13 protein-coding genes are annotated in these 13862 nt (G+C 58.6%); 6 read left to right on the forward strand and 7 right to left on the reverse strand.

The genetic code is table 11. The features are described 5' to 3' along the window. Positions 1-101: 101 nt before the first annotated feature. On the reverse strand, positions 102-1631 hold the full coding sequence (gene gpmI / locus FQ187_RS29195) for a 2,3-bisphosphoglycerate-independent phosphoglycerate mutase (protein WP_149632144.1): 1530 nt from the start codon (positions 1629-1631) through the stop codon (positions 102-104). Between the two features lie 153 nt (positions 1632-1784). On the opposite strand from gpmI, the gene FQ187_RS29200 reads away from it, so the two are divergent. Genes FQ187_RS29200 through secB form a run of 3 tightly spaced genes read left to right on the forward strand, consistent with a single transcriptional unit; the run spans position 1785 to position 2987 of the window. Further along, a complete protein-coding gene (locus FQ187_RS29200) occupies positions 1785-2198 on the forward strand; it encodes a rhodanese-like domain-containing protein (protein WP_008149429.1) in 414 nt (137 codons plus the stop codon). A gap of 1 nt (position 2199) precedes the next feature. Then, positions 2200-2454 carry a glutaredoxin 3 gene (gene grxC, locus FQ187_RS29205; RefSeq protein WP_008149430.1) on the forward strand — a complete coding sequence of 85 codons (255 nt, stop codon included), beginning with the start codon at positions 2200-2202 and terminating at the stop codon, positions 2452-2454. A gap of 41 nt (positions 2455-2495) precedes the next feature. Then, complete coding sequence (secB, locus tag FQ187_RS29210) at positions 2496-2987, forward strand: protein-export chaperone SecB (RefSeq protein WP_027922165.1); 492 nt, start codon at positions 2496-2498, stop codon at positions 2985-2987. 130 nt (positions 2988-3117) lie between these two features. On the opposite strand, the gene trmL is transcribed toward secB, so the two are convergent. Beyond that, entirely contained in the window at positions 3118-3573 is a 456-nt protein-coding gene (gene trmL, locus FQ187_RS29215) for a tRNA (uridine(34)/cytosine(34)/5-carboxymethylaminomethyluridine(34)-2'-O)-methyltransferase TrmL (RefSeq protein ID WP_149632145.1), read from the reverse strand. Between trmL and FQ187_RS29220 the strand changes: the two genes are divergently transcribed. Beyond that, entirely contained in the window at positions 3572-4012 is a 441-nt protein-coding gene (locus FQ187_RS29220) for a hypothetical protein (RefSeq protein ID WP_046052179.1), read from the forward strand. The two genes, trmL and FQ187_RS29220, sit on opposite strands and share 2 nt — an antisense overlap. 476 nt (positions 4013-4488) lie before the next feature. Here the strand turns inward: FQ187_RS29220 and ntrC are convergent, their stop codons facing one another. The 5 genes from ntrC to glnA form a co-directional block, all read right to left on the reverse strand. Next, on the reverse strand, positions 4489-5925 hold the full coding sequence (gene ntrC / locus FQ187_RS29225; protein ID WP_149632146.1) for a nitrogen regulation protein NR(I): 1437 nt from the start codon (positions 5923-5925) through the stop codon (positions 4489-4491). Continuing rightward, on the reverse strand, positions 5922-7007 hold the full coding sequence (glnL, locus tag FQ187_RS29230) for a nitrogen regulation protein NR(II) (RefSeq protein ID WP_010464561.1): 1086 nt from the start codon (positions 7005-7007) through the stop codon (positions 5922-5924). The genes ntrC and glnL overlap by 4 nt, the downstream gene beginning before the upstream one ends. 230 nt (positions 7008-7237) lie before the next feature. Further along, positions 7238-7858, reverse strand: a complete 621-nt coding sequence (locus tag FQ187_RS29235) for a DUF4124 domain-containing protein (protein ID WP_149632147.1) — start codon at positions 7856-7858, stop codon at positions 7238-7240. Continuing rightward, the gene (locus FQ187_RS29240) at positions 7855-8364 is read right to left on the reverse strand and encodes a DUF4124 domain-containing protein (RefSeq protein WP_149632148.1); all 510 of its coding nucleotides are present in this window, start codon (positions 8362-8364) and stop codon (positions 7855-7857) included. The genes FQ187_RS29235 and FQ187_RS29240 overlap by 4 nt, the downstream gene beginning before the upstream one ends. 190 nt (positions 8365-8554) lie before the next feature. Beyond that, complete coding sequence (gene glnA, locus FQ187_RS29245) at positions 8555-9961, reverse strand: glutamate--ammonia ligase (RefSeq protein ID WP_046045568.1); 1407 nt, start codon at positions 9959-9961, stop codon at positions 8555-8557. A gap of 330 nt (positions 9962-10291) precedes the next feature. On the opposite strand from glnA, the gene thiI reads away from it, so the two are divergent. Together thiI and typA are read left to right on the forward strand one after the other, a co-directional pair. Then, positions 10292-11746: a tRNA uracil 4-sulfurtransferase ThiI gene (gene thiI, locus FQ187_RS29255; RefSeq protein ID WP_149632150.1), complete on the forward strand. Its 1455-nt coding sequence runs from the start codon at positions 10292-10294 to the stop codon at positions 11744-11746. Between the two features lie 139 nt (positions 11747-11885). After that, positions 11886-13706, forward strand: coding sequence for a translational GTPase TypA (gene typA / locus FQ187_RS29260; protein WP_149632151.1), 1821 nt, complete (start codon positions 11886-11888; stop codon positions 13704-13706). Positions 13707-13862 lie beyond the last annotated feature (156 nt).

The following is a 13862-nucleotide window of genomic DNA, read 5'->3' on the forward strand; positions in this document are numbered from 1 at the left end:
GCTCGCGAATGCGGTTCGTCAGTCAACGTTGATGTCGACTGACGCACCGCATTCGCGAGCAAGCCCGCTCCCACAGGGTTTAGTGGAGTCTGAGAGACCGATTACACCAAAATCGACGTTCCGGTCATTTCGGTCGGTTTCTCAAGCCCCATCAGCATCAGCATGGTCGGTGCCACATCCGCCAGCACGCCGCCGTCGCGAACCTTGAAGTCACGCTTGCCAACATAGATGAACGGCACCGGTTCGGTGGTGTGGGCGGTATGTGCCTGGCCGGTGGATTCGTCGGCCATTTGCTCGACGTTGCCGTGGTCGGCAGTAATCAGCGCTTCACCGCCGACTTTTTCCAGGGCATCGACGATGCGGCCAACACACAGGTCGAGGCATTCAACGGCCTTAACGGCTGCGTCGAACACGCCGCTGTGGCCGACCATGTCGCCGTTGGCGTAGTTGACCACGATCACGTCGTAACGCTGGTTTTCGATGGCATCGACGATGCGGTCGGTGACTTCCGGGGCGCTCATCTCGGGCTGCAAGTCATAGGTGGCGACTTTTGGCGACGGGATCAGGATGCGTTCTTCGCCCGGGAACGGTTCTTCGCGGCCGCCAGAGAAAAAGAAGGTCACGTGGGCGTACTTCTCGGTCTCGGCGATGCGCAGTTGGGTCTTGCCGTTTTTCGCCAGGTAGTCGCCCAGCACGTTGTCCAGGCTGCCCGCGGCGAAGGCCGATGGCGCAGGAATGCTGGCGGCGTACTGGGTCAGCATGACGAAGCCGGCCAGTTTTGGCTGGCGGGCACGTTCGAATTCCTTGAAATCGTCTTCGACGAACACGCGGGTCAGTTCACGGGCGCGGTCGGCGCGGAAGTTCATGAACACCACGGCGTCGCCGTCTTCGACTTTCACCGGCTCGCCGATGGAAGTGGCTTTGACGAATTCGTCGCTCTCGCCACGATCGTATGCGGCTTGCAGGCCTTCCTGAGCGGTGGCGGCGTTGAATTCGCCGTTGCCATCGACGATCAGGTTGTAAGCCTGGGACACGCGGTCCCAACGGTTGTCGCGGTCCATGGCGAAGTAGCGGCCAACAATGCTGGCGATCCGGCCTTTGCCGAGGGCTTGGAACGCCGCGTCCAGCAATTCGATGGACGACTGAGCGCTTTTCGGCGGCGTGTCGCGGCCGTCGAGGAATGCGTGCAGATAGATTTTTTCGGCGCCGCGCTTGAAAGCCAGTTCAGCCATGGCAACCAGGTGATCCTGGTGGCTGTGAACGCCGCCATCGGACAGCAGGCCCATGAAGTGCACGGCTTTGCCGGCAGCGGCGGCTTTATCGACAGCGGCGCAGATGGTCGGGTTCTCGAAGAACTCGCCATCGCGGATCGATTTGGTCACGCGTGTGAAGTCTTGATACACCACGCGGCCGGCGCCGAGGTTCATGTGGCCGACTTCGGAGTTGCCCATCTGGCCATCCGGGAGGCCGACGTCCATGCCGCTGCCCGAGATCAGGCCGTTCGGCACGGTGGCCCACAGACGGTCCAGTACGGGCTTCTTCGCTGCAAAGACGGCGTTGGATTCAGGGCTCTCACTGTGACCGAAGCCGTCGAGAATAATCAGGACCAAAGGTTTAGGCGTGGTAGTCATGGATTCCACTCGTGGCTGAGTTAAAAGAGGGCGATGGAAAAGGGAGTGGCAGTTTAAAGCTAAGTTCCGACCGCGTCACCGCCGGACGGGGTTTGGCCCACCATAGTGGCTGTGTATACTGGCCGACATTTTAACGCCCTGGAACCTCCTTCGATGGTTGCTCACCTGATTGAATTTGCCACTAACCACTATCTGCTCGTCGGTATCTTCGTCGTACTGCTGGCGTTGCTGATCGCTTATCAGATGCAAGGCGGCGGCCGCAGCCTGAGCACCGGTGAATTGACCGGGCTGGTCAACAAGGACGCGGGCGTTGTGATCGACATTCGTTCGACCAAGGACTTCGCCGCCGGTCACATTGTTGGCGCGGTGAACATTCCTCACGACAAACTGACCGCTCGCGTCGGCGAGCTGGAAAAGCACAAGGCCAAGACCATCATCCTGGTCGATGCCATGGGCCAGACTGCCGGCACGCATGCTCGCGAACTGATGAAGTCCGGCTTCACCGCCGCCAAGCTCTCCGGCGGTATTTCCAGCTGGAAAGGCGACAACCTGCCGCTGGTGAAGTGATATGAGCAACGTCGTCGTCTATTCCAGCGATTACTGCCCTTACTGTTCGCGAGCCAAGTACCTGCTCGAGAACAAAGGCGTGGCCTTCGAAGAGATCAAGGTCGATGGCAAGCCGCAGGTGCGTGCCGCCATGGCTCAGAAGGCCGGACGTACGTCCGTGCCGCAGATCTGGATCGGCAGCACCCACGTGGGTGGTTGTGATGACTTGTTCGCCCTTGAGCGCGCCGGCAAGCTCGACGCCATGCTCAAGGCCTGAATGCCTTCCCTATAAGACCCCAAGATCAGAAAGGATCTGAGATGACTGACCAACAGAACACTGCAGCTAGCGAAGAAGAAACCGCACCGCAATTCTCCTTGCAGCGCATCTACGTACGTGACTTGTCCTTCGAAGCACCGAAAAGCCCGGCTATCTTCCGCCAGCAGTGGGAGCCGAGCGTCGGTCTGGATCTGAACACCCGTCAAAAGGCCCTGGAAGGCGACTTCCACGAAGTCGTGCTGACTTTGTCCGTTACCGTGAAAAACGGTGAAAACGGAGAAGTGGCGTTCATCGCTGAAGTGCAGCAGGCCGGGATCTTCCTGATCAAGAACCTCGATGACGCTTCGATGAGCCACACCCTCGGCGCGTTCTGCCCGAACATCCTGTTCCCGTACGCTCGTGAAACCCTGGACAGCCTGGTCACCCGCGGTTCGTTCCCGGCCCTGATGCTGGCCCCGGTGAACTTCGACGCGCTGTACGCACAAGAACTGCAACGCATGCAGGCGGCTGGCGAGACTCCGACCGTCCAGTAAGCGGTCCTGAGTCAAAGCAAGTCCAATGTGGGAGCGGGCTTGCTCGCGAAAGCGGTGTGTCAGTCAACATTAATGTTGAAGCTGATGACCCCTTCGCGAGCAAGCCCGCTCCCACATTTGTTATGCGGCGTTATTTAAAGTCGTTCTGCCGCCATGCTTCGTACACGGCGACCGCTACGGTGTTCGACAGGTTCAGGCTGCGGCAACCTTCGCGCATCGGCAAGCGCAAGCGCTGTTCACTGGGCAGGGCATCGAGTACTTCCGCCGGCAAACCACGGCTTTCCGGGCCGAACAGGAATGCATCGCCCTCGGCGAAGCTGGCATCGTGGAACGGCCGCGAGCCCTTGGTGGTGAAGGCGAACAGCCGAGGATGACCGAGGCTTTCCAGGCAGCTGGCGAGGTCTGCGTGGCGTTGCAGGGTGGCATACTCGTGGTAATCGAGGCCGGCCCGGCGCAGACGCTTGTCGTCCATCTCGAAGCCCAGCGGTTCGATCAAATGCAGGTGGCAGCCACTGTTGGCGCACAGCCTGATAACGTTGCCGGTATTCGGCGGAATTTCTGGTTGGAAAAGGATGACGTGAAACATGCACGGCTCCGAAGGTAAAGATGAGCGGCATTCTACGCCTGAAGCGGACCCGCGTTCGAAGCTATTCCCGCGAGTGATGGCTTCGCTAGCGATTGTCGGGGTGATGGTGGGGCTGATGATCGGTCGCCTCACCACGCCCGACCCCAGCGAATTGCAGCAGGTCGAGGTCACGAACGATGGGCTGGTGGTGTGGTTCAACAACGAACCCAAGGCTCACGGCGAGTTCGTCGACGGTAGCCTCGCGTTGCTGTTCGAGGCTGAAGGCAAGGCGCAGAAAGGTCAGCTCAAAATCAACGACAAGAGCGTGAACTGGCGCGTGCGTTTGAGTGATGGGGGGTTGTTGCTGACGGTGGTGGCGGCTCGGCCACTGCAGGGCGAGTGGGCCGGTAGCGAGGTCGATGACCGCTGGCGGCTGGAGATCCATCTCCGAGAGCAATAAAAGAGGGAATCCCCGGCCTGCCTGTACCAAGGTCCCCAAAACGGGAGGGCTCGCGCATTGCGACGTGAGCCCGGTGTAAAGAAGGAACCCCTGACCTGCCTGTATCAAGGGCCCCAAAACTGCTTGGGCTCGTCGCTTGTGCGTTGTGAGCCCGATGTAAAGAGGGGAATCCCCGGCCTGCCTGTACCAAGGTCCCCGAAACCGGGTAGTGAACTGAATCACTGAATGGACTATTGCAGGGGGCGTGCCAGGTTTTAACAAGTTGAAACAGAATGTCGCGCTGAAACGCCGAAAGCCCCGTATTCCGGGGCTTTCGTGTTTTTTAGATAGAGGTTTGATTGCGAACGCAGGCGGGATTTCGGATCTGTTGCCGTGCGCGATTGCGGTTCACGGTGCATTGCGGCGGTGCACGGAAGGGTGTTGATCGTTCTCAAGCAGAGCATGGGAACGATCGGGTTAAACGATCAGGTTAAAGGTTAACCCTCATCCCCTTCATCATCATCCCCACCATCAACCTTCATCCCCAATTCCTTGATCTTGCGCGTCAGTGTATTACGCCCCCAGCCCAGCAAAACGGCGGCATCGCGGCGGCGGCCGGCGGTGTGTTTGAGGGCGGTTTCGATCATGATCCGTTCGAACGCCGGTACAGCGCTGTCCAGCAGGCTCGACTGACCGCGAGCCAGCGCCTGATCAGCCCACTGGCGCAGCGCTTGCTCCCAGTTGGTCACCGGTGCCGAATCCTGCGGCAGGTTCAGCAGCTCCGGCGGCAGGTCGCTGATGTGCACTTCGCGACCCGAAGCCATCACCGTGATCCAGCGGCAGGTGTTCTCCAGCTGACGCACGTTGCCGCCCCACGGCAGGTTCTTCAGGTATTCCTCGGTTTCGCTTTTCAGCAGCTTCGGCTCCACCGCCAGTTCTTGCGCGGCGCGGCTGAGGAAATGCTTGGCCAGGGTCGGGATGTCTTCGCGACGGTCCGACAACCGTGGAATGTGGATGCGAATCACGTTGAGACGATGGAACAAGTCCTCACGGAATTTCCCGGCGTGCACCAGGGTTTCCAGATTCTGGTGAGTCGCGGCGATGATTCGCACATCGACCTTCACCGGCACATGGCCGCCGACACGGTAGAACTCGCCGTCCGCCAACACCCGCAGCAAACGAGTCTGGGTGTCTGCCGGCATGTCGCCGATTTCATCGAGGAACAGCGTGCCGCCGTCAGCCTGTTCAAAGCGCCCGCGTCGCAGGTTGGCCGCGCCGGTGAACGCGCCTTTTTCATGGCCGAACAGCTCGGATTCCATCAGGTCTTTCGGGATTGCCGCCATGTTCAGCGCAATGAACGGCGAAGCCGCCCGTGGGCTGTGACGGTGCAGCGCGTGTGCCACCAACTCTTTACCGGTACCGGATTCACCGTTGATCAGCACAGTGATGTTGGAGTGGCTCAAGCGCCCGATGGCGCGAAACACTTCCTGCATCGCCGGTGCTTCACCGATAATTTCCGGGGTGCGGGTCAAGGCGACCGGGACTACCAGGCCTTGCTGTTCCTGGGCGTGCTGGTTCGCGCGTTTGACCAGCGACACCGCTTCGTCGACGTCGAACGGTTTTGGCAGGTATTCGAACGCGCCGCCCTGATAGGACGCGACAGCGCTGTCCAGATCGGAGTGAGCGGTCATGATGATGACCGGCAGCCGTGGGTGTTGTTCGCGAATCCGCGCCAGAAGGTCCAGACCGCTGGCACCCGGCATGCGGATGTCGGAGATGATCACGTCCGGCTGCTGGCGCGCCAGGCGGCTCATCACGCCATCGGCGCTGTCGAAGCTTTGCGTGGTCATGCCTTCTTGCTGCAAGGCTTTTTCCAGGACCCAACGGATAGAACGGTCGTCATCGACGATCCACACGGTTTCACTACGGCTCATGTCGATGTGGCTCCTTGTTCCAGTGGCAGAAAGATCGAGAAGGTGGTGTGGCCTGGATGGCTGTCACATTCGATCAGGCCCTGGTGCTGGCTGATGATGTTCTGGGTAATGGCCAGGCCCAGCCCGGTACCGTCCGGGCGGCCGCTGACCATGGGAAAGAAGATGGTTTCTTGCAAGTCCGCGGGAATGCCCGGGCCGTTGTCGATGATTTCGATCTTGGTCACCAGGCGATGGCGCACGTGGCCGATGGTGAACTGGCGCATGGCGCGGGTACGCAGGCTGATGCGGCCCAGGCGCAGCTCGTTCTGGCTGCTGATGGCCTGCATCGCATTGCGCACGATGTTCAGCACGGCCTGAATCATCTGTTCGCGGTCGATCAACACGTCGGGAATGCTTGGGTCGTAGTCGCGCACCAACGTGATGCAGCCCTGGCTTTCGGCCTCCACCAGATGACAAACGCGTTCCAGAACTTCGTGGACGTTGCACATCGCCAATGACGGCAGCTTATTGGAACCGAGCATGCGATCGACCAGATTGCGCAGGCGATCGGCCTCTTCAATGATCACGTTGGTGTAGTCGCGAAGGCTTTCTTCCGGCAGCTCGCGGGCAAGCAATTGCGCCGCGCCGCGTATGCCGCCGAGAGGATTCTTGATCTCGTGAGCGAGCCCGCGCACCAGCATCTTGCTGGTTTCCTGCTTCGACAGCTGCGCCTCTTCCTTGGTGATTCGCAGCAAGCGGTCACGGGGGTGGACTTCCAGCAGCAGCATGGTGGCGCCGTTGGCCAGGATCGGTGTTACCGCGTAGTCGACGGTCAGCGTCTGGCCGGTGAGGGCGGTGAGCATCGCTTCGCGCTTGGTGAACGGATGCGCCTGCTCGACCGCCTGGCGCAGGGAGTTCAGCGCCTCGGTAGATTCGGTGAACAACTCGCTGATGAACTGCCCATGGCTACGCTGACCGCTGATGGCCAGGAGCATCTCCGCCGCCGGGTTCATGTACTCGAGGCGCAGTTCGGCGTCGAGCAGAATGGTGGCGGTGGTCAGGTTGTCGAGTAGCAATCGATGCAGTGCGTCACTAATGGTCATCAGGACCTCTTTTGGAGCAGGGCATGCGCGTGAATAACGCGCCGATACGAGGAAAATGCAAAAACCAAACCAAGGCTCCGAAAAGAAGCGTTTAAGGCCTGAAACGGGCGTTTGACGCTCGTTTGCGTGGCGTTCTGCCAGCTTTGACGGGTACTTTCGAACCAAAATGGGATGGGATGTGAGTATGGTGCAACCAATTGCACCAATATAGTGCGCAAACTTGAGCGGCGTTAGAAGAAGCGCAGGAAGGGATTTTTTTCTTCTACGGGTTTGTCTTTGAGCGGGCATTCCGGCCGTTGGCCGTAATCGGGGAGGGCGCAGGGTTTGACCTGACGCTTCTGTGCGAGGGAGATGCGCAGCATATGGAACGGCTGATTGGCGGTGCGCTCGACCGTGTGGCCCTGCTCGTCGAGGATTTCCACGGAGAGGTTATGGCTGCCGCGATCGATATTGCTCAGGGCGAACACCGGGCTCAGGCCGGGCGCTGCGGTGGGTTGGCCGTCCAGTAGCAATCGGTAGCGGTGGCCGCGTTGCAGGCCGGGTTCGCTAGTGATACTGACGATAATCTCACCAGCGCTGCTGCGCACCGTGGCGTCTGGCTCTGGCACCAGTACTCTCAGCATGTCGTAGTGAAACAGTGGTTTTGTTTCGGCCTTCTTACCAGCCGTCACCGGTGCTGCGCCGCCAGGGTTGGCGGACATGCGGTTACTCGTCGCCATGGGCACGCGCTTGGCGTTGCCGGAGCCTGGCTGGTCTGTGTAGACCCGATTGCCCTGGGCGTCGACGTAGGTGAACACCTCGGCCGTCACCGGCAGGGCGATCAAGCAGGTGATCAGCAGCCACAGCCTCACGGCTTATGCACCCGTTGTACGGTGAACGTCTCGGTGGGACTTTGTTGAACGATGTTTTCCCCGTCGATCACCTGTACAGCAAGGCTGTGTGTGCCGCGGTCAATATTGACCAGTTGCAGTATTGGCACGTTGCTCGGCTGGCCGTAAGGTTGATCGTCCAGCAACAGCCTGAACAGATGAGGGCCTTGCAGGCGGGGTTTGATCAGCACGTTGACGGTGAAGGTGCCGTTGTTGGCGCGCAGCGCTTCGGTAGTGGGTAAGTTGGTCAGCTTTAGCACCTCGTAAGCGCTTCGTGGCTGTTCGCGGCTGGTGGCTTCGACCGCTGGCGCAGAAGGGACTTGGGGCTCGACACTGTTGAGCGGCGGCAACTCGACCGGCTGAGCCTTCACGCCATCGGGCGGTTGATTGCTGTAGGCGGTGTTGCCGTCGGCGTCGGTGTACTTGTAGATCTGCGCTGCGGCGGGCAGGGCGATCAGCAGCAACATCAGTAGAAAACCACGACCCATAAAATTGACCAGAAACGAAAGCATTGGATTGCAGCATAGGTCAGGGGTGACGGTTGGCCCAAGTTGTAAACATTTGGGCATGGTTTAAGGAAATCTCTCCAGCACCAAAGAACCCTGAATTGCGGGCACAAAAAAGGCCTCCCGAAGGAGGCCTCTTTTTTGTCACGCCGCTTGCGCAAGCGCTACCGGATCAGCAGCTGTAGTACAGCTCGTATTCCAGTGGGTGTACGAAGGTACGTACTTTGATTTCTTCTTCGCTTTTCAGAGCGATGTAAGCGTCGATGAAGTCGTCGCTGAAAACGCCGCCTTTGGTCAGGAACGCACGACCTTTGTCCAGCTCTTCCAGGGCTTCTTTCAGGCTGCCGCAAACTTGTGGGATCTCTTTCGCCTCTTCAGGCGGCAGGTCGTACAGGTTTTTGTCAGCAGCATCGCCAGGGTGGATCTTGTTCTGGATGCCGTCCAGGCCAGCCATTACCAGGGCTGCGAAGGCCAGGTACGGGTTGGCTGCTGGATCCGGGAAGCGGGCTTCGATACGGCGAGCGCGAGGGCTGGACACGTAAGGAATACGGATCGAAGCGGAACGGTTGCGAGCCGAGTAGGCCAGCATTACCGGAGCTTCGAAACCTGGGACCAGACGCTTGTAGGAGTTGGTCGACGGGTTGGTGAAGCCGTTCAGGGCCTTACCGTGCTTGATGATGCCGCCGATGAAGTACAGAGCGGTATCGGACAGGCCGGCATAGCCTTCGCCAGCGAAGGTGTTCTTGCCATCTTTGGCGATGGACAGGTGAACGTGCATACCCGAACCGTTGTCGCCGTACAGCGGCTTAGGCATGAAGGTCGCGGTGCGGCCGTATGCATCAGCAACGTTGTGTACGCAGTACTTCAGGGTCTGAACTTCGTCAGCCTTGGCCACCAGGGTGTTGAACTTCACACCGATTTCGTTCTGGCCGGCAGTTGCCACTTCGTGGTGGTGAACTTCGATGACCAGGCCCATTTCTTCCATGGCGTTGCACATGGAGGTACGGATTTCGTGGTCGTGGTCGAACGGCGGAACCGGGAAGTAGCCGCCTTTGACGCCTGGACGGTGGCCTTTGTTGCCGCCTTCCACGTCCTGGTCGGACATCCACGAACCTTGTTCGGAGTAGATCTTGAACATGGAGCCGGAGATGTCGGACTTGAACTTCACTTCGTCGAAGATGAAGAATTCAGGCTCTGGACCAACAAATACGGTGTCGCCGATACCGGTCGACTTCAGGTATTCCTCGGCACGCTTGGCGATCGCACGTGGGTCACGGTCGTAGCCTTGCATGGTCGAAGGCTCGATCACGTCGCAAACCAGGATCAGGGTTGGCTCTTCGGTGAACGGGTCGAGAACGGCAGTGCTGTCGTCCGGCATCAGGATCATGTCGGAGGCTTCGATGCCTTTCCAGCCGGCGATGGAGGAACCGTCGAACATTTTGCCTTCTTCGAAGAAAGCTTCATCCAGCGCGTCGCGAGCCGGCATGGTCACGTGGTGCTGAGTGCCTTTGGTGTCCGTGAAGCGCAGATCAATCCACTTGACGTCATGATCTTTGATGAGTTGAACCGACTTCGACATAGTGTCCTCCGGGTGGCTTCGGGCTTAGTAGTGGATGCCCTTAGAATGTGGGTGATGCCGGCGCGAATACTCTGCCAAGGCAACCTGCCTCACAAGGGAGCAAATTGCATGCCAGTGCCCCACCATGGGTTTTTTGCCCCAATTTCACGCTTATAAAGGTGCAAAGCGTAGTAAAGCCGGAAATAGCGCCCCGTAATGTAGCGTCAAATCCAACAAATGACCTGTTTTGGTGCGCGCAAAACCTTCTGCACATTAACTGGTTAAACCTTGAGCAATTTCCGCTATAATCCGCGCCCCCCTTTTTCGGCTGGCCCAGCGCGCGCTGTTTTCATGAAACTAATCGTAAAAGTCTTCCCCGAGATCACCATCAAGAGCCGCCCGGTACGGATGCGTTTCATCCGCCAGTTGGCCAAAAACATCCGTACCGTGCTCCGCGACCTGGACCCGGCTGTGGTGGTGAACGGTGTCTGGGACAATCTCGAGCTTGAAACGCGCATCGCTGAGCCCAAAGCCCTGAAGGAGATGACCGAACGCCTGAGCTGCATGCCGGGCATCGCGCATTTCCTGCAAGTCGACGAATACCCGCTGGGTGACTTCGACGACATCGTCGCCAAGTGCAAGCAGCACTTTGGTGATGCGTTGGCCGGGAAGATTTTTTCGGTGCGCTGCAAGCGTGCCGGCAAGCATGAATTCAGTTCGATGGACGTCGAGAAATACGTCGGCAGCCAACTGCGTCGTCAGTGCGGCGCCGCCGGAATCTCGCTGAAAGAACCGGAAATCGAAGTTCGCCTCGAAATTCGCGACAAACGGTTGTTCGTGATTCACAACCAGCACAACAGTATCGGCGGTTATCCGCTGGGTGCCCTGGAACAGACGCTTGTGCTGATGTCCGGCGGCTTCGATTCCACTGTTGCTGCTTACCAGATCATGCGCCGCGGGCTGATGAGCCATTTCTGCTTCTTCAATCTGGGCGGACGAGCCCATGAACTGGGCGTTATGGAAGTCGCGCACTTCATCTGGAAGAAGTACGGCAGCTCCCAACGCGTGTTATTTGTGAGTGTGCCGTTCGAGGAAGTACTGGGAGAAATTCTCGGTAAAGTCGATAACAGTCATATGGGCGTAGTTTTGAAGCGTATGATGTTGCGCGCTGCTTCCCGTATTGCCGATCGGCTGGAGATCGATGCGCTGGTCACCGGCGAAGCGATTTCCCAGGTGTCGAGCCAGACGCTGCCGAACCTGTCCGTGATCGACTGCGTGACCGACAAGCTGGTCTTGCGTCCGCTGATCGCCAGTCACAAGCAGGACATCATCGACCTGGCCAACGATATCGGTACTGCCGACTTCGCCAAGCACATGCCGGAATACTGCGGGGTCATCTCGGTGAACCCCAAGACCCACGCCAAGCGTCCACGCGTGGAGTACGAAGAACAACAGTTCGACATGGCAGTACTTGAGCGTGCGCTCGAGAACGCCAAACTGGTGCCGATCGATCGTGTGATCGACGAATTGGGCCAGGACTTGCAGATCGAAGAAGTCAGTGAAGCGCTGGCTGGTCAGATCGTCATCGACATCCGTCATCCGGATGCCGCTGAAGACGACCCGCTGGGCCTCGTTGGCATTGAGGTACAAACGATGCCGTTTTATGCATTGAACGCTCGTTTCAAGGAACTGGACCCTACTCGCCAGTACCTGCTGTATTGCGACAAAGGCGTGATGAGTCGCCTGCATGCCCACCATTTGCTCAGTGAGGGGCATGCCAATGTGCGCGTTTATCGACCGAGCTAAGAGCCCGGGGCTGTTTGCCTGTGGCCTGCGTCACCGGCCCCCCGACGCCGCCGTCAAGCTGTAACGGCTTTGCCGGACTCTACTGTTAATCGCTGCCAAGACTTGTCAGCACACCGAATCCTCTGATCGAGATACACAAGTGATCGAAAATCTACGCAACATCGCCATCATTGCTCACGTTGACCATGGTAAGACCACCCTGGTAGACAAACTCTTGCGTCAATCCGGCACCCTGGAGCGCAACGAGCTCAACGACGAGCGCGTGATGGACTCCAACGACCAGGAGAAAGAACGCGGTATTACCATTCTGGCGAAAAACACCGCCATCAACTGGAACGGCCACCACATCAACATCGTGGACACCCCGGGCCACGCCGACTTCGGCGGCGAAGTTGAACGCGTAATGTCGATGGTTGACTCCGTTCTGCTGCTGGTTGACGCTCAAGACGGCCCTATGCCGCAAACCCGTTTCGTGACCAAGAAGGCTTTCGAAGCCGGCCTGCGTCCAATCGTGGTCATCAACAAGGTTGACCGTCCAGGCGCGCGTCCGGACTGGGTTCTGGACCAGATCTTCGACCTGTTCGACAACCTCGGTGCTACCGAAGAACAGCTGGACTTCAAAGTTGTCTACGCCTCGGCCCTGAACGGCATTGCCGGTCTGGAACACACCGACATGGCTGAAGACATGACCCCGCTGTACCAGGCGATCATTGACCACGTACCGGCTCCAAAAGTTGACCGTGACGGTCCGTTCCAGATGCAAATCTCGGCACTGGACTACAACAGCTTCCTGGGTGTTATCGGCGTTGGCCGTATCGCCCGTGGTCGCATCAAGCCGAACACTCAAGTTGTGGCTATCGACGCCGACGGCAAGCGCCGTAACGGTCGTATCCTGAAGCTGATGGGGCACCACGGTCTGCACCGTATCGACGTTGACGAAGCAGCTGCCGGCGACATCGTCTGCATCAGCGGCTTCGACCAGCTGTTCATCTCCGACACTCTGTGCGACCCACTGAACGTCGAAGCGATGAAGCCGCTGACCGTTGACGAACCAACCGTTTCCATGACCTTCCAGGTTAACGACTCGCCGTTCTGCGGTCGTGAAGGCAAGTTCGTCACCAGCCGTAACATCAAAGAACGTCTGGATAAAGAACTGCTCTACAACGTTGCCCTGCGCGTTGAAGAAGGCGACACCGCCGACAAGTTCAAAGTCTCCGGCCGTGGTGAGCTGCACCTCTCGGTACTGATCGAAACCATGCGTCGCGAAGGCTTCGAAATGGGTGTTGGTCGTCCGGAAGTGATCATCCGCATGGTTGACGGCGTGAAGCACGAACCGTACGAAAACGTGACCATCGACCTGCCAGAAGAATCGCAAGGTTCGATCATGGAACAGATCGGTATCCGTAAAGGCGACCTGACCAACATGGTTCCGGATGGCAAGGGCCGTGTGCGCCTTGAGTACAACATCCCGGCTCGTGGCTTGATCGGTTTCCGTAACGAGTTCCTGACCCTGACCTCCGGTGCAGGCATCCTGACCTCGATCTTCGACCGTTACGACGTGATGAAGTCCGGCGACATGTCCGGCCGTCAGAACGGCGTGCTGGTTTCGGTTGCTACCGGTAAGGCTCTGACTTACTCGCTGGAAACCCTGCAAGCTCGCGGCAAACTGTTCCTGGGTCACGGTGAAGACGTGTACGAAGGTCAAATCGTCGGCATCAACAGCCGCGACAACGACCTGGGCGTCAACCCAACCAAAGGCAAGAAGCTCGACAACATGCGTGCCTCGGGTAAAGACGAAACCATCGCTCTGGTTCCGCCTATCCGTTTCACCCTGGAGCAAGCGCTTGAGTTCGTGCAAGAAGACGAACTGTGCGAAGTCACTCCTAAGTCCATCCGTCTTCGTAAGAAGATCCTGGGCGAAAGCGAGCGTACCCGCGCTGCCAAGAAAGCCGGTAACTGAGTTTCGACTTAGTTAGCGCTTAAAAAAACGCCCCCGACCGCAAGGTCGGGGGCGTTTTTGTTTGTCTGGGGGTTGTGCGGTGTTTGTTCCGGCCCCTTCGCGAGCAAGCCCGCTCCCACATTGGATCTGCGTCGTTCACAGAACCAATGTGGGAGC

The sequence above is a fragment of the Pseudomonas sp. ANT_J28 genome (genome assembly GCF_008370005.1).
GTDB lineage: Bacteria > Pseudomonadota > Gammaproteobacteria > Pseudomonadales > Pseudomonadaceae > Aquipseudomonas > Aquipseudomonas frigoris.